Below are 16,844 nucleotides of genomic sequence, written 5' to 3' on the forward strand. Positions count from 1 at the left end.
TATCAAGAGATTGCTCGGTTGTACCCACGCTCTCCATATGGCTGCAATTCCTTCAGCCACTTCTCTTCTAATTTTTTCAATTCTTCCTTAACATTAAAATACCCAGTCTCTTTCTTTTTCAAGACTTCTAGCACTTCAAATTCAAAGGCATCTGCACTATGTTGCTTTCATTCCTCTTGCAGGGCTTTGTTTGTATGAGAACCAATATTGAGTTCAAAACGTCTTCAAATTCATCGTACTCTCCACATACATTTTCTTATTTCTTGTATTTGTAATACGATAAATATCAGCTTCAATCTCTGTTTCTTTGTATAGTTGTTTTGATTCTTCTCTTCTATTCATTTCCCTTTCCCTTTTCTTTTATCTTTCCTTATAACTTAACCCAATATTTACTTCCATCAGCTGTTCGATCTAAAAAACCATATTCAATTAAATATCTTCTCAAAGTTACAAAATCCGGATACACGTTTTCTAAAATTTCATTCACTTCTTTTTCCGTATACTTCTCACTGCTATCAAACTTTTTCACTAAATGTCTCAATATAATAAGTTTGCGCTTTTGTTTCTTAGGAAATTTAACAAGTGGTCCATCTAATCCTTCCGTGAAATGCAGCTTCAACACTTCATCGTTCTCTTCTTCTGTAATGTTATATCTGTCATCCACCATTGTAGCTGTTCGATGAATGGGTAAAAATTTAGACTGCACCTTCGATTTTTCTTCTGACAGTTCCATCAGTGCTAAAAACACTTTAGCCTGTTTCATCTTCTCTCGCAATGTAAAGCGATGATTTCGAATTGTTGATGTGCTTCCACCATCCAGTTCTTTCACAATTTCTTTATCATTTAAACCCATGTGAAAGAATTGCACCATCTTCTTTTGTAAATCAGTTAAACCTGTAAACTTCTTATCAAGACTTAATAAATAATCGAACATAGATGTATGTTCCTTTTCAATATGCAACTGTGCGAATTTCTCTGCTTCATACAAAACATTATGATCTTGATAAATAACACCTCTAATAAATTTTTCTCCACAAGCTAAACAAACGTATTCTTCTGTTTCCTTTTCAAATACATATCCTTTTTTTAGTTCTTCAACTGAGGCTTCCCAAAATCGCTCTGAAATATCATTCATACTAAACAATCCTCCAAATAGTTTATTAAAATACAAACAAATCACGATATCGTTTGTTGCTACCTCATCATCTTAACATAATAAAAATAAACTTTTCAACTTTTCGTTTACCTATTTTACAAACAAATTAAAAAACGTTTGCATAAGATATGCCGTGAGGAGCATTTTACAATTTAAAAAAACAAAAATCTGTTAAAAGATTTTTGTTTTTTACGCCCGATCATATCGTCTTATTTATTCTTTATGTTCATTTCCATATTATGATCAAAAACAACAGATTACAGTTTCACTACAATATCTATCAAGATCTTACTTACTTTTATGATTTCCTTTATATTCGTTAATTGGTTCCAATCACCTCGAAATCCACTCCAATATTCACAACCATTCAAAGTAAATAGACATGCGCACAGTACACCTATCATAATACCTTTTTACAACTCACCCTAAACCACCCTTAATCGCAAAAACTAAACAATATATTCATTCGTTACCAAACCTCAAGTGTAAATAGCAGCATTCATATTTTTAAATATTACATGAATTCACTCAGAACAAAATATGCAATTATGCATATCCATGCGTTTAATCATAATATTACATTTAAATTTTTTAAGGTTTTACTGCCCGCAAATAGCAGGATAAATGAAACTCCCTCTTATTTCTTATCCATCTATTTCTAAAGATAACATTATTGCTTCCTCACTATTCAATCCGCTCCATATAAGTACGATCTATACCCTCACCGTATTTATTATTATTATATAGACAATAACTAAAAATGTTTGTTAAAATATAAACAAAATAAAAATTCGTTTATATTTAAAAATATAACATACATCCACAAAAAGTAGAGATTTTTATTATAACAATCATCATATTTTGTATTTCGCACCGCTATAGAAATCATTACTTATAAAGTGAAACTTTAATCAGTGGAGATTTTCTTCATCGCCCACTGATTATTAGTCCCCACCTACCTTCCTTGTTTTCTTAAGGTGGGGGTCTTAATGCCCGCAAATAGCGGGATAAAACTTGAATTCTCTTTGCTAAGGTATATATCAACTTATATTTAATGGAGGGATAAAGATGAAAAAAGCACTTTACATCAACGTTGGTGGGGAAGGACACGTAAACCCAACACTTGGATTAGTAAGTGATTTAATAAAACGAGGAGAACATATTGTCTATTATTCATCCAATCATTTTGAAGAAAAAATTAAAAAAGTCGGTGCCCAGTTCCACCCCGTTAATCAAAAGGCACAAAAAAAGCTTGCAGAAAGTATGGATTTTATGGCTTCCCAGCCTCAAGAATATTTATTGCAATTTCTAAGTGCAATGGAATCAATCACCGACTCTATTCTAGAAGACATTTCCAACGAAACGTATGATTATCTCATATACGATGCACAGTCTTTACCTGGCAAATGGATTGCCAACCAAAATAAATTATTATCTATTGCAACATGGACCACTTTTGCATATTCACAAGATGCAAAAATAAATATGTCCCTGACAGGAATAGATAATATGGAACAAAAACAAGAACGTTTGGCCATGTTAAATGCATTTTTACAATTAGAAGAAATCGCCAAACGCAAACAATATTTAGAAAACAAATATAAATTCCCATTATCTTATAACTTCTTACTTTGCCCTGGTTCAGGAGATTTAAATATCGTCTTCACTTCTTCCTATTTCCAAAGAAATAGCAGCGTTTTTCAGAAGGACTATATTTTTGTTGGTCCTTCCATTACAAAAAATGAAATTGCAAACGATTTTCCAATGAATCTATTAAATGAAACACGTGTAATTTACATTTCTCTGGGAACGATAATGAACAATCAGCCAGACTTTTATCAAAAGTGCTTTATCGCTTTAAAAGATTTAAGAGTTAAAGTGGTGCTAAACATAGGCAAACAATTAAAGGCAGATCAGCTAAAGGATATACCTGATAACTTTATTGTGCGTAACTACGTTCCTCAATTAGATATACTTCGTCAAACTGATCTCTTTATTAGCCATTGCGGAATGAACAGCACCAATGAATCGCTTTATTTTGAAGTACCCTTAGTTATGCTTCCTATCATAAATGATCAGCATACGATTGCTGAACGAGTAAAAGAACTTGGTGCAGGAACGATGTTAAATATTCAACAACTATCGGTGGAGGATATCAAAGAAGCTGTTAATGAAATGCTAAAAAACCCCATTTACAAAAAGAATACCCAAAAAATTAGTCAATCCTTTCGTAACGCGGGTGGTTATGCTAGAGCTGCTAATGAAATTTTCAAATTTACTCGTTCATAAAAATTATGAAAGCTCCATGTTTTCACTAATATGGAGCTTTTTATAGCACATAAGCGTTATCGTGTGAAACTAATTATTAGATTTACTTTGATCTTGCTCTCCTTTTCCTTCTTTCAATAAGCTTAAGGGTTGCAAATCCTACGATGGAAGATAAAAAAACGAAGAGTAATTGTATGTAGTCCATCTCAAAGAAGTGATTCGTAGATACCGCTGGAGTTATCGTTGCAATGCTCGTCCAATCTAGTGAATCAGCTATGTAAAGGTATGTAAAATAATTTCTGATAATGATTGCAATACGGGAAATGTGATAAGTACTGATAGTATAGAAATGGTGTATTTCATTCTCCTCACCTCACTTTCATTTCGCTTATCTTACCATAACAAAAGAGCCAAAATTCTAAATTTAGAATTTTGGCTCTTCATTATTCATTAAGATTATTCTTTCGGTGCAATCATTTTCTTCGGATCTACAATTTCATCAAATTGCTCTTCCGTTAATAGTCCTGATTGTAATGCTGCTTCTTTTAACGTTAATCCCTCTTTATGAGCATGCTTCGCAATTTTCGCTGCATTTTCATAGCCAATGTGTGGGTTTAATGCTGTAACAAGCATTAAAGAACGATTTACGTTTTGGTTAATCACTTCTTCGTTTGCTTCGATACCAACCGCACATTTATCATTGAACGAAACTGTCGCATCGGCTAATAAACGAGCTGATTGTAAGAAATTATATGCAATTACCGGTTTGAATACGTTTAACTCAAAGTTACCTTGGCTCGCTGCAAATCCAATTGTTGCGTCATTCCCCATAACTTGCGCTACTACCATTGTTAATGCTTCACTTTGCGTTGGATTTACTTTACCTGGCATAATAGAACTTCCTGGCTCATTTGCAGGAATAATAATTTCACCAAGGCCACTACGTGGACCGCTTGCAAGCCAACGTACATCGTTTGCGATCTTCATTAAATCAGCTGCTAATGCTTTTAATGCACCATGTACAAATACAACCTCATCATGACTTGTTAATGCATGAAACTTATTCGGTGCTGATACGAATTGTTTACCTGTAAACTGGCTAATCTCTTCCGCTACCATCGCACCAAATTTCGGATGCGCATTAATGCCCGTTCCAACTGCAGTACCACCAATTGCAAGCTCTTTCATATATGTATTGCTCTCCGTAATCATACGCTCCGTTTTTTCAAGCATACGGTGCCAACCACTAATTTCTTGTCCTAATGTTAGAGGCGTTGCATCTTGCAAATGCGTACGGCCAATTTTAATAATATGTTGAAAAGTAGTTACTTTTTCTTGTAATGTCTCTTTTAATTTCGTAATTGCTGGTAATACTTGATTTTCCACCGCAATTACACAAGCAACATGAAGCGCTGTTGGGAATGTGTCATTTGAACTTTGAGACATGTTCACATCATCATTTGGATGAATATGTGCATCAAGCCTTTTTTCTTTCAAAATTTGATTCCCGCGATTTGCGATTACTTCATTCACATTCATATTCGATTGTGTACCGCTACCTGTTTGCCATACAACAAGCGGGAAATGTTCATTCCATTTTCCTGCCAATATCTCATCAACTGCTTCTACAATCGCCTGAGCTTTTTCTTCTGATAACTTTCCTAATTTCTGGTTGCTAATTGCTGCACTTTTCTTTAAAATTGCAAATGCTTGTACAACCTCAAGTGGCATATGCTCCGTTCCAATCGGAAAGTTTTCTTTACTGCGTTGTGTTTGTGCTGCCCATAATTTATCAGCTGGAACTTTCATTTCTCCTAATGTATCTCTTTCAATTCTGTATTCCATGTTTTCATCCCCTTGAAAATATAATAGCTACATTTTTATTGTAACAGACTTCCTTTCAAATGATAAGGATTCTCACTCTTATTTATTCATAATTCTATATTTAAAAAATTATGTTTCAGATGGATCAGGAGATAAAAACCAACCACAAACACCAATCGCAATTAATATGATATAAAAAATAGCTTTCCACGTAACTGATTGCGGGAAATCCTTATCAATGATTCCAACCATAGGATGCGCTAGCGTTGAAACAATAAGCTTCACACCAACCCACCCAACAATCATAAAAGCCGCCGTTTCAAGACCAGGTCTTTCACGCAACAACTTCACAAAATAAGAAGCTGCGAATCGCATAATAATTAAACCAACCATTCCACCCGTTAAAATAACGAAAAATCTCCCTGAGTCAAGTCCACCTATCATCCCTTTATTTAGTGGTGTAATTGTTAATGTAAGAGCCACTGCAGCTAAAATTGAATCAATCGCAAATGCAGTATCTGTAATCTCTACTTTCAAAACTGTTAGCCAAAAACCACTTTTCTTTTTCGGAGTATTTTCTTCAATCTTGTTTTCCTGCTCTCCGTGCTTTTCTCTTTGCCACTTCTTTTTTCGATATATTTTAACTAAACTTCTAGCAGAAAGAAACAATAAATAAACAGCACCAATCGCTTGCATCTGCCATACATTCACAAGAAACGAAATTAAAAATAATGAGCCAAACCGCAATACGAACGCTCCAAACAATCCATAAAATAATGCTTTTTTACGCTCATCTTCAGGTAAATGTCTAACCATAATCGCAAGTACAAGAGCATTATCTGCAGATAGCACTCCTTCTAGTGCGATAAGAATTAATATAATCCCTCCATACTCTAACAGTAATGATCCGTCCATGCCTTTCCTCCTGGTATTTGATACTATATATTGTGCTTGTTAGTATAGCAAATATACCGGAAAGATAAGAAAGAGAGTTTGCTGTATCTTTCACTCATCAAGGCTTTTTCAGGTAGCCATTTATTTCCTATAGACCACATAAACTTATCCCTGTATTGCTTTTACAAAAAAAATCACCCTCTGCTATACGCAAAGGATGATTCTTTATGCTTATGTTATGACGCTTGCTTCCCTTTTTCAGTATCATCAACATACCAAATGAATTTCCCTGTATATCCGTATATAACTGCCAGTGCTAACGATACAAAGCTCATCCACATGAATGGAATATATGATAATGTTGCAACGCCTAATATACCAGCCATGAAAATCCCGTTATCAGACCATGGAACCATCCCTGAAGTTAGCGTTCCACCTACCTCTGAATTACGTGCTAATATACGACGATCAAGTTTTAATTTATCATAGCTATCTTGCATAATTTTTGGAGTTAAAATAAGTGATACGTACATCGCACAGCCGAATACGTTTGCTAGGAAAGCAACGATTAATGTAGACAGCGTTACATTTCCTGCAGAGTTTAGTTTCTTCTCAAATTTTGATACGATTACTTTTAAAACACCGAGTTTTTCAAGCAACCCTCCGAAACCTAATCCAAAAATAATAACAGCTACTGAACCAAGCATACCATTGATTCCGCCGCGATTTAGCAACTTATCAATAAAATCCACACCTGATTCAATAGAGAAACCGTTATATGCTGTTCCGATTGCATCCCCAAAGTTCATACCTTGGAAAAGCGTCGCCCAAATTGCACCGAGAAGCGCTCCCATTGCAATTGTTGGCATTGATGGTTTTTTCATTGCTAATAGTGCAATAACAATAACCGCTGGAACAAGCATCCAAATTTTAATATCAAATTGCTGTAATAATTCCTCTTTTAAAAATTCAACTTTGTTTAAATCAACATTGTCCCCACCATACATCCAACCAGCAACTGTAAACATAATTCCGGTAATAATATATGCTGGAACATCTAGTACAAGCATCGCACGAACGTGCGCAATAACATCTACTTTTGCCATTGAAGCAGCGAGTACTGTACTATCAGATAGCGGAGATAATTTGTCCCCAAAGTATGCTCCTGAAAGTACTGCTCCGGCAACTAATGGAAGTGGTAAATCAAGACCTTCACCGATTGCCATCATGGCAATACCAGCTGTACCAACTGTTCCCCACGATGTACCTGTTGCAAGAGAAGTAATCGAACAAATAATTAACGTTGCTAATAAGAATATACTCGGATGAATAAATTCTAATCCGTAATAGATTAATGTCGGTACAACGCCGCCAGCAATCCACGTTCCAATTAGTGCTCCTACAGCAACTAAGATGAGCACAGCTTCTAATCCGTTTGAAATTCCCTTTGTAATTGCCTCTTGCAATTCTTGATAACGAAACCCTAATCTTAATCCAAGCGCAATTACTAAAAACCATGAAATAAATAGCGCTAGTTGAATCGGCAAATTAAAGATCGTTTGAAAGGAAAAGACAACAGCAAGAAACAGTAATAAAAGAATAATGATTTCTGGAATCGATGGTAATCTTACACTTTTCATTTGCTTCTCTCCTTACAAGTCGATAACATGATGTATGTCGCCTAATATGTACTTTTGAATATAACGCACAAAGACAAGCTATAATTTTCATATTATTCCGATTTGTTTTTTTAGTATAATAAATATACACCTTTTCCATTGTAAAAGTAGAGCCGATATTTCGCAATAAAAATTATTAAAAAACCGTATTTTTATTTATATCCCCCTAAAAACAGCCTAAAAAGCAAAAAACTGCTGAACTAAATCAGTCAACAGTTTTTTGCTTTCTATCATTTCATTATATAAATATTCCCTCAAGATATGAAAGAGAACCTCCATTAATGCACAAGGTCTTTTCTTTTAAAATCATACAAGCTTAATGCTAGAAAAATTGAAAAGTGTAAAACTAAAATCCCCACTCCTAAAAGTACACCATCATGATTTAAGATTTTCTCATGAAACTTTGTGTAACCAAAAATGAAATAAGAATTCAAAGATAACCCTAAACTTCCGATAATATTCATTGCTAATAATAGACCAACACCAATTCCAATTGCATTTGCTGTACTATTCATTTTAATCGAAACATACATCACAACCGCTGTGACAGCAAGCAAAAATAAGAATGTTGCACCATTCATTTGAAGAAGCACTCCTATGCCTTCAAGTATTGATAATTCTACCTTTCCATAACTAGGGTGCTGCAACATAAATTGTTCTCCAAGACCGAATAAATAGGAACCACTTGCAATAGAAACGATAAAATTAAATACTAAAAAGAATACAATGATAAAACTTAATGCTATCAATTTACTAAGAATTACAGAATTTCTCTTCATTCCTTGTAACAATGGTAATTTTAATGTTCCGTCTCTATATTCATCAGTTATACTACTTGCCGCCAATACAATGATATATACTACTAATAAAAAGCTTGATATCCCATCTAATGTAATAGTACTTGCCGAAAATCCATTTAATGCAATTTCAGGAACAGGTGGTAGATTTAAATTGGCAGGAATATTCTCTTTAATTGTCCCCATATTTTCCATCATATTCTTCGTAGAAACGAGTGTAACAATTACATAAAGAAGAGAAACGGCAATAAACACATACATTCTTTTCCCAGAAAACATTTTTATCAGTTCATTTCCAACCATTTTAAGCATAAACCATCACTCCTTCTACTGTGTCAAAGAATAAATGTTCTAAAGAGCCTATTTCTTGATCAAGGTGCTCTCGTTTACAATCTAATAATAATTTTCCTTTATCTAAAATGAGAAATCGCGTACATACTTGTTCAAGTTCATGCAAAATATGACTTGATATAAGGAGTCCTATTTTCTCTTTCTCCGCCAACTCTTTAATCATCGCTCTCATATCTCGTATTCCTTGTGGATCTAATCCATTTGTTGGCTCATCTAGAATTAATACATCAGGTTTTTTCAGTAAAGACATCGCAATACCAAGGCGCTGTTTCATTCCTAATGAATATTCCTTTACCTTATCTTTAGCTCGTGCTTGTAGTTGCACAAGATTAAGAACTTCCCAAATCCGTTTCTCAGATACATCATTTAAATTGGCTACTAACTTCAAATTTTTATATCCTGAAAGATTCCCATGAAAGCTTGGATTTTCTACAATCGCTCCTACCTTTTCCATCGCTTGACTAAATTCACTATCAATATTATGTCCACCAATTGTTACTGTTCCGCCATCACGATGAATTAAATTTAAAATCATGCGGATTGTTGTTGTTTTCCCAGCACCATTTGGTCCAATAAATCCCACAACATCTCCTTCATAAATTTTAAAACTCATATCTTCTACAACCTTCATATTTCGAAAAGACTTATGTATATGAGAAACTTCCAACAGTACACGTTTTGCATTCATTATTAAGCCTCCTAATTTAATTATTTTTTGATAAATTTTAACCCAGTGAATTATTTTCTGTTGTACTTAGAAGTTTTACTTTTAACTTTAGAATTTAATAAAGTGTATAGCATCACCTACTTCCTAATTTATACAAAGAAATATTTACCATTTACAACTACATGTTATCATTAAGTATTATTTATTGCAAGGTACTGTTTTATGTTTTATAAAATAAGCATGCATCTACTAAGTTCAAAAGAAGATGCATGCTTATTTTCTATTTATCTTGAAAATCAATACTATATATGTTCTGTTATTCTTTTTTGATTGATAACTTTCATAAATTTTTTCATATATTTCTTTACGTCTTCCACCTTTATTCCTTAGTAATACTATTAACTATTTCAAATTATCATTGCGGCAAAGCATCATATACATATGGATCCTTCGGCGTTTCTATTTTTTCTACTTTATTTAGTTTTACAAGTGGAAATAGCGTCCCTTTATATGTCGTTTCATCTAGTGTCCCTGTTACTTTCACCCATGTTTCTTCCGGAAGATTTTTTAGCTCTTTACCAGAAACAATCATTCCCCAAACAGTAGCATCCGCAATACAACATGTAATTCCATAACGGGCAACTACTATTTTATCTCCTTTTACTTCTTTATCATGATAAACAAAACCCGTAAATGTGATTTCTTTCCCTTTAAATCCAAGCACATCTTGACCAATTACATTGATCGTTTGAATATAATTTTGATTATCTACTTGGATTGTGTTTTGCTTCATGATGCTTTTTTCTAATTCTTCTTGTGACTGTTTTGGTATAGGAAGGTTTTGAATGGGTTCTTCTTCTTGATCAACTAATAGCTCTCTCCAATCAGAACTTTCGGGTTCTTTCTTCGCTCCTGCACTTTGATTCATGCCACGTTTTGCTGCTACACTACCATCAATTGTCACATTAGAAAATAAAAATGCACTCACAATCGGAATGAGAAAAATTGCGTATAACATACAAATTCTAATTTTTGATTTTGGCACTGTATGATTTTCGCCGCAGTTACATTCTCTTTTTTTCTCCCCATTCCCATTCCATACTTGTAAACAACCTAAAATTAGCGAAAGAAAAAACGCGAAATAGATAAATTTTATCATTTTTGGTGCAATAAAATAATCAATATTGCCTGTTACCAATAGTTTAAATAGGAGCATCGCAAATCCAAGCAAAATAACTCCTCGAATATATGCATGAAACTCTTGTTTACTTTGCTTTTCCATTATCGTCATCTCCTAACTCATTGCAAACTGAACAACGATATATACACTAATCGTGACAATTCCAATAAAGAAGAAAACAAATCTTTTTTGAAAATAAGCGAATAACATCAATGTATTTTTCAAATCTAACATCGGACCAAATACTAGAAAAGCAACGAGTGCTTTTACTGAAAATATATGACCAAATGACGCTGCGATAAATGCATCTGCCTCCGAACAAAGTGATAGTACATACCCAAATGCCATCATGACAAACGGTGAAATTACTTCGCTATTTGCAACTTCTGCAAGCACATTACGATCTAAAAATGTCTGAAATAAACTGGCTAAGAACGCACCAATTAATAAGTACTTGCCTGTATCAAAAAATTCATCCACTCCATGACTTATTACATTTCGCCAACTTTTTTTCTTCTCGTCATGAGAAATCACTGTTTGCTCTTTTAAAATGTTTTTATTACGGTATACATAATACACAACTATGCCTATAAATAATGCAACGAATAGAGCTAACCCAAAACGAGCATATACAACATTGAGATTTGTTCGAAATGCATAATACGTTGATAAAAACACAATTGGATTTAAAATCGGGGCACTTACTAAAATTACCATCCCTACATGCGAGGGTAAACCTTTCTGAATGAGCTTTCTTACTACAGGAATGATGACGCACTCACACAGAGGAAAAATGACGCCAACAAATGCAGCTGGAATCATCGTAACAATTGCTGATTGAGGTAATATTTTTTGAATCATCTCCTCTGTCACAAATACTTGAATGACTGAAGAAACAAGAACTCCTAATAAAATAAAAGGTACTGCCTCAAAGAAAATACTTAAAAAAATTGTATTTACGTTTAACCATTCTTTTGGAATGCTCTTATGCAAGTTTGCTAGGCTTGTAAAGTCTACAAAAAATAATAAAAAAAGAAAAATAGCAATGAGGAGCGTGCCAATTAATTCTTTTGACATTCTAGTAAAAACCAACTTCCTCGCCTCCATTTTATTTATACTTAAACGTATGCTTGTCCCTTTTTTCTATGACACTTTCTAAACATTTTTCTATACTCTATTCCTATTCACAAATCGTAATCATTATGATTTATTATTGCATTCCTCCCCTTTTTCATTTATCATAAAACGTAATGATTACGATTTATTAGGAGGAATTTATAATGAAAAGAGTACCTATTACTGTATTAAGTGGTTTTTTAGGTTCTGGAAAAACAACATTACTGAATCATATTTTGACAAATAGAGAGGGCTTAAAAATAGCTGTCATTGTAAATGATATGAGCGAAGTAAACATTGACGCTGCTCTTGTGAAACAAGGTGGTTTTTCTCGTACAGAAGAGAAATTAATAGAAATTCAAAATGGTTGCATTTGTTGCACTCTTCGAGAAGACTTAATTATTGAAGTAAATCACCTTGTAGAGGCAGGAGATATTGACTACATTGTTATTGAATCTTCCGGTATTAGTGAACCAATTCCTGTTGCACAAACATTTACGTATATGGACGAAGAACTAGGAATTGATTTAACGAACAAATGTCGTCTTGATACAATGGTTACTGTAGTCGATGCAAACCGATTTTGGGATGATTTTGCAGCGGGGGAAAGTTTACTAGATCGCAAGCAGGCAATCGATGAAACAGATACACGGGAAGTTATCGATTTACTAATTGATCAGATTGAATTTGCAAATGTTATTCTTTTGAACAAAGTGGATTTACTAGAGAAAGAAGATATTATCGAACTCCATCGGCTATTACAAAAATTAAATCCTAGCGCAAAAATCATTGAATCTTCATTTAGCGCGGTCCTACTAAATGAAATTTTAAATACGAATTTATTTAACTATGATGAGGCAAGTCAAGCAGCTGGCTGGATTCAGGAGTTACATAGCAAGCACCATACACCAGAAACAGAAGAATACGGTATTGGTTCATTCGTCTATCGTCGCAAACGTCCATTTCATCCTGTTCGACTTATGAAATTTTTACAAAACTGGCCATTAGATGTTGTAAGAGCGAAAGGATTTTTCTGGCTCGCATCTCGGAACCATATGATGGGACTTCTATCTCAAGCTGGTTCTTCGATTACGATTCAAGGAGCTGGTGAATGGGTTGCAGCATTACCTGAAGTTGAACAACAGCAAATTTTTAAGGAAGAACCAGAAGTCTTAAAAAATTGGGATGAGCAGTACGGGGATCGAATAACAGAACTAGTCTTTATTGGAGTTGAAATGAATCAATATGACATTGAACGTTCTTTGGATACTTGCTTATTAACCGATGAAGAAATGGGGCAGGATTGGGATGATTTTGCTGATCCAATTCCACTATTTACCGTGGCATCATAATGCAAAATAGAAAAACAAGATGGTTTCCTTAAAAGGTTACCATCTTGTTTTCGTTTATTCTTTAGAGTTACTGGGCTTATTTATTACATTACTCCATATAACAAGTACCATTGTACTTATAACAACAAAAATTCCATAACCAATCCCCGCAGCATCACCAATTGCTTCTAATGCAAATGGAAGCAGAACGGTAATAATTCCTATTACGTAAGAAAAAAAACCTGATATTCTTGCAAGTTTCTCTTTATCCCCTACAAACGTCTCCTCTTGATATCCCGCAAGGAGAAATAACCGCTTTTTCATATGAATTTGGTATCCTAAAATGATGATTAACATACCTACAAGAAAACAAATTATGAATCCACCGATCATCAAATCCCCCCCCTTTACAATATTTTACCATAATCACACCTATTACTTGTTCAACTGTACTATTAAAAAATTCTGTTTATTTTTAATAGTACTCGTGATATATTACATATTATATTCAATATTTCAATTAGATTTTCTTTTTTAAAGGAGGCCCTGCTACTATGGATTCAGGACGGTTAAAAGGCATTATTATGGTCATTACAGGTGCTAGTTTATGGGGATTATCCGGGACCGCTGCACAGCAACTTTTTCAACAAGAAAATGTTTCTACAGAATGGCTAGTTACAATTCGATTACTTATATCCGGAAGTATTCTGCTCTTATTCTCCTCATTTGGCAGTAGAAAATCAGAAGTACTCGGCATTTGGAAGCAAAAAGCCGATGCAAACAAAATGATTCTATTTGGATTGTTAGGCATGCTTGCAGTACAATACACCTATTTTGCTTCTATTAAAGAAGGAAATGCTGCAGTCGCAACATTGTTACAATATTTAGCACCAATATTTATAACTGTTTATCTCATCTTTAAATGGAATATTCGTCCTACAAAAATCGATTTTATTTCTATCGCACTATCTTTAATTGGAACCTTTTTCTTACTAACGAATGGATCTATTGATAATTTAGCTGTTTCAACACCGGCTATCATTTGGGGTATTTTATCTGGTCTATCACTAGCATTCTATAGCCTTTATTCAAAGGAATTATTAGAGAAATGGTCTTCATCTGTCATTGTTGGATGGGGCATGATTATTGGAGGAGTTGGTGTAACCATCTTACATTTTTTCTCCACGAACGAGCTCATCTTATTATCAGGTATGAAATATTTACAGCCTAACAACCTATTTCTCATTGCATTCGTTGTTATTTTCGGAACACTCATCGCATTTTATTTATATTTAGACAGCATACGGTATCTTACACCGAAAGAAACGACATTATTTGGTTGTACAGAACCGCTTGCAGCTATCATTTCTTCTATTCTCATTTTGCATGTTCCGTTTCAATCATTTCAATTATTAGGCGCTCTTTGTGTTATTGTAATGGTACTTGTACTTAGTCAAAAGCCTGATGAAGGAAAACCGAAACTACGACTGGTCGAGACAAAAAAACAAAACATAAAATGAAAGGAACTGTCTGGTCATGCCTATTCCTCAAAACTATCGAAAGCAAGAAAGAGTATCCGCTAAGTCACTTGTGTTAAATCAATTACAAGATTGGATTATTGAAGGTGTTTTACAGCCTGATGAAAAAATTAATGACGGAGAGCTAGCTGAAGCTTTAGGTGTGAGTAGAACACCCGTTAGAGAAGCACTACAAGTGTTAGAACTTTCAGGACTGGTCGAGATGATTCCAGGACAAAAAACAAAAATTGCCCCTATAAAACTAGAAGATGTATCTGTCATTTATGAAACGATCGCTGGTCTTCATACTATTATTGGAAAACAAGCAATTCATCAAATAAACGAAACTGATCTAATGAGACTTTCTGAAATAAACGAAGCATTTGAAAATGCCATAGATGAAAAAAATTCAAAACAAGCATTACACTTAGATATACAATTTCACAATACAATCGTATCAATCGCTAAAAATACATATATTGAACCTTTCTTAGCAAACATTCAGCTTCATGTATTACGTCTCGAATATCTATTTTTTCAAAACTTCATTCCTGCACGTCAATCGATTGAAGAACACAATTTAATCATTGAGGCATTAAAAAAACAGGATACGGCACAAATAGAAAAAATCATGTCGCAAAACTGGTTGCGACCAATGAAAGAAATTCAAAAAATGATTTCTGCAAAATAACAGAAAGAGCCGTTTACGTTTTCTACAACGTAAACGGCTCTTCATTTACCATTCTATATAACTATGCGCGAATCCCCGCATATTTCTCAATGTCCCTATACTCTTTTTCTAATTCCTCTAAGGAAAGCTCGTATAATTGCCGATCAAGAACTTTAAACACCCCTGCCCCAATTAACTGATCGATTAACTGCCTCTTACGATTTTCAACAGCAAAACGGAGTTGACTACTCATCTTTTTAAAAACTCCTTTCTACAATTATTGAAAATGATAATCTTTATCAATTACCACTTTGATTATAAAAGATGATGTTTTATAAGTAAAGTAATATAATGAAATATTCACCTTACAAACTGTTTGTGGCCACATTATATATATGTATGTTTCGTAAGATTGTTTATGACACTTTTTATCATCTTTTTCTTTCATACTTCGCAAAGTGGCTCTTTATGGATAAACTCTCCCGCTACTTCTATTTGTATCGTAACATGTTCTACATGAAACCTATCCTTCAATAAACGTGTCGCTTTTGCTAATACACCTTGTGTCTCCTCACCTTTTTCTATAACAAGATGACATGTTAAAACTTGAAAATCTGATGTAACCGACCATATGTGTAAGTCATGTATCTCTTTTACAATTGCAATGCTTAATAATGTGTCTTTCACTTCTTTTACATCAATATGCCCTGGTGCACCTTCCATCAATACATGAACAGTATCACGTGTTACACGCCAGCCACTTATAATAACTAGTATGGAAACGAGGATACTTGCAATTGGATCGGCAGCCGTCCATCCAAAAAACTTAATGAGTAAAGCAGCTATAATCGCTCCTACTGAACCTAGCAAATCACCTAATACATGTAAAAAGGCGCTTCGTACATTTAAATTTCCTTTTACATCTCCGCCTCGCATTAACATCCATGCTGATGTAATATTAATAAATAAACCAAGAACAGCGATGATTAACATCCCATTACTAGCAATCTCTACTGGTTCTTGAAAACGGCGAATTGCTTCGATAAAAATGTATATCGAAATAATGATAAGAACAACACCATTACATAATGCAGCTAACATTTCAATTCGCTTATATCCATATGTTTTATCTAAAGTGGGCTTTTTTTCTCCAATTTTAAAAGCAAGCAAACTTAAAGCAAGGGAGACTGCGTCACTTAGCATATGCCCAGCATCTGATAAAAGTGCTAAACTATTCGTTACAAATCCGCCAATGACCTCGGCAATCATAAAACTTGTCGTTAATATGAATGCTATCATTAATGCTTTTTTATTTTGTGAATGACCATGATGATGTGAATGTCCCATGTAAATCCCCTTCAAAAATAATTTCTGCATTCTATTATGTGACAAAC

The 16,844-nt window shown here is 34.0% G+C and carries 15 protein-coding genes and 1 pseudogene; 4 read left to right on the top strand and 12 right to left on the bottom strand.

Annotated features, from left to right (window positions below):
• Nucleotides 1-2 precede the first annotated feature (2 nt).
• Both AAIE21_RS06480 and AAIE21_RS06485 read right to left on the bottom strand, forming a co-directional pair.
• Nucleotides 3-342: pseudogene (locus AAIE21_RS06480) on the bottom strand (GIY-YIG nuclease family protein).
• A gap of 28 nt (nt 343-370) precedes the next feature.
• Nucleotides 371-1,135, bottom strand: coding sequence for a DUF2087 domain-containing protein (locus AAIE21_RS06485; protein ID WP_343266011.1), 765 nt, complete (start codon nt 1,133-1,135; stop codon nt 371-373).
• Between the two features lie 1,089 nt (nt 1,136-2,224).
• Between AAIE21_RS06485 and AAIE21_RS06490 the strand changes: the two genes are divergently transcribed.
• Nucleotides 2,225-3,445: a macrolide family glycosyltransferase gene (locus tag AAIE21_RS06490; RefSeq protein WP_343266012.1), complete on the top strand. Its 1,221-nt coding sequence runs from the start codon at nt 2,225-2,227 to the stop codon at nt 3,443-3,445.
• 435 nt (nt 3,446-3,880) lie between these two features.
• Here the strand turns inward: AAIE21_RS06490 and fumC are convergent, their stop codons facing one another.
• The 7 genes from fumC to AAIE21_RS06525 form a co-directional block, all read right to left on the bottom strand.
• Nucleotides 3,881-5,269 carry a class II fumarate hydratase gene (gene fumC, locus AAIE21_RS06495; RefSeq protein WP_343266013.1) on the bottom strand — a complete coding sequence of 463 codons (1,389 nt, stop codon included), beginning with the start codon at nt 5,267-5,269 and terminating at the stop codon, nt 3,881-3,883.
• Between the two features lie 108 nt (nt 5,270-5,377).
• Nucleotides 5,378-6,163: a TerC family protein gene (locus tag AAIE21_RS06500; RefSeq protein ID WP_343266014.1), complete on the bottom strand. Its 786-nt coding sequence runs from the start codon at nt 6,161-6,163 to the stop codon at nt 5,378-5,380.
• 215 nt (nt 6,164-6,378) lie between these two features.
• Nucleotides 6,379-7,782 (bottom strand): Na+/H+ antiporter NhaC, encoded by a 1,404-nt coding sequence (nhaC, locus tag AAIE21_RS06505; protein WP_343266015.1) that lies wholly within the window; start codon nt 7,780-7,782, stop codon nt 6,379-6,381.
• 317 nt (nt 7,783-8,099) lie between these two features.
• Entirely contained in the window at nt 8,100-8,930 is an 831-nt protein-coding gene (locus AAIE21_RS06510; protein WP_343266016.1) for an ABC transporter permease subunit, read from the bottom strand.
• Nucleotides 8,923-9,657: an ABC transporter ATP-binding protein gene (locus tag AAIE21_RS06515; RefSeq protein ID WP_343266017.1), complete on the bottom strand. Its 735-nt coding sequence runs from the start codon at nt 9,655-9,657 to the stop codon at nt 8,923-8,925. Before AAIE21_RS06515 ends, AAIE21_RS06510 begins: the two co-directional genes overlap by 8 nt.
• Nucleotides 9,658-10,051: 394 nt before the next feature.
• Nucleotides 10,052-10,918 carry a TIGR03943 family putative permease subunit gene (locus AAIE21_RS06520; RefSeq protein ID WP_343266018.1) on the bottom strand — a complete coding sequence of 289 codons (867 nt, stop codon included), beginning with the start codon at nt 10,916-10,918 and terminating at the stop codon, nt 10,052-10,054.
• A gap of 12 nt (nt 10,919-10,930) precedes the next feature.
• Nucleotides 10,931-11,923, bottom strand: a complete 993-nt coding sequence (locus AAIE21_RS06525; RefSeq protein ID WP_343266019.1) for a permease — start codon at nt 11,921-11,923, stop codon at nt 10,931-10,933.
• 173 nt (nt 11,924-12,096) lie between these two features.
• Between AAIE21_RS06525 and AAIE21_RS06530 the strand changes: the two genes are divergently transcribed.
• Nucleotides 12,097-13,284 carry a GTP-binding protein gene (locus tag AAIE21_RS06530; RefSeq protein WP_343266020.1) on the top strand — a complete coding sequence of 396 codons (1,188 nt, stop codon included), beginning with the start codon at nt 12,097-12,099 and terminating at the stop codon, nt 13,282-13,284.
• 54 nt (nt 13,285-13,338) lie between these two features.
• On the opposite strand, the gene AAIE21_RS06535 is transcribed toward AAIE21_RS06530, so the two are convergent.
• Nucleotides 13,339-13,656, bottom strand: coding sequence for a DUF3784 domain-containing protein (locus AAIE21_RS06535; RefSeq protein ID WP_343266021.1), 318 nt, complete (start codon nt 13,654-13,656; stop codon nt 13,339-13,341).
• Between the two features lie 161 nt (nt 13,657-13,817).
• On the opposite strand from AAIE21_RS06535, the gene AAIE21_RS06540 reads away from it, so the two are divergent.
• Both AAIE21_RS06540 and AAIE21_RS06545 read left to right on the top strand, forming a co-directional pair.
• Entirely contained in the window at nt 13,818-14,783 is a 966-nt protein-coding gene (locus AAIE21_RS06540; protein WP_343266022.1) for a DMT family transporter, read from the top strand.
• A 16-nt stretch (nt 14,784-14,799) separates the two neighbouring features.
• Nucleotides 14,800-15,471 (top strand): GntR family transcriptional regulator, encoded by a 672-nt coding sequence (locus tag AAIE21_RS06545; protein WP_343266023.1) that lies wholly within the window; start codon nt 14,800-14,802, stop codon nt 15,469-15,471.
• Between the two features lie 61 nt (nt 15,472-15,532).
• Here the strand turns inward: AAIE21_RS06545 and fbpA are convergent, their stop codons facing one another.
• Together fbpA and AAIE21_RS06555 are read right to left on the bottom strand one after the other, a co-directional pair.
• On the bottom strand, nt 15,533-15,703 hold the full coding sequence (fbpA, locus tag AAIE21_RS06550; protein ID WP_343266024.1) for a Fur-regulated basic protein FbpA: 171 nt from the start codon (nt 15,701-15,703) through the stop codon (nt 15,533-15,535).
• A gap of 191 nt (nt 15,704-15,894) precedes the next feature.
• Nucleotides 15,895-16,797, bottom strand: coding sequence for a cation diffusion facilitator family transporter (locus AAIE21_RS06555; protein ID WP_343266025.1), 903 nt, complete (start codon nt 16,795-16,797; stop codon nt 15,895-15,897).
• Between the last annotated feature and the right edge of the window lie 47 nt (nt 16,798-16,844).

The sequence above is a fragment of the Paenibacillus sp. 102 genome, from assembly GCF_039549175.1.
Lineage (GTDB): Bacteria > Bacillota > Bacilli > Bacillales > Bacillaceae_G > Bacillus_A.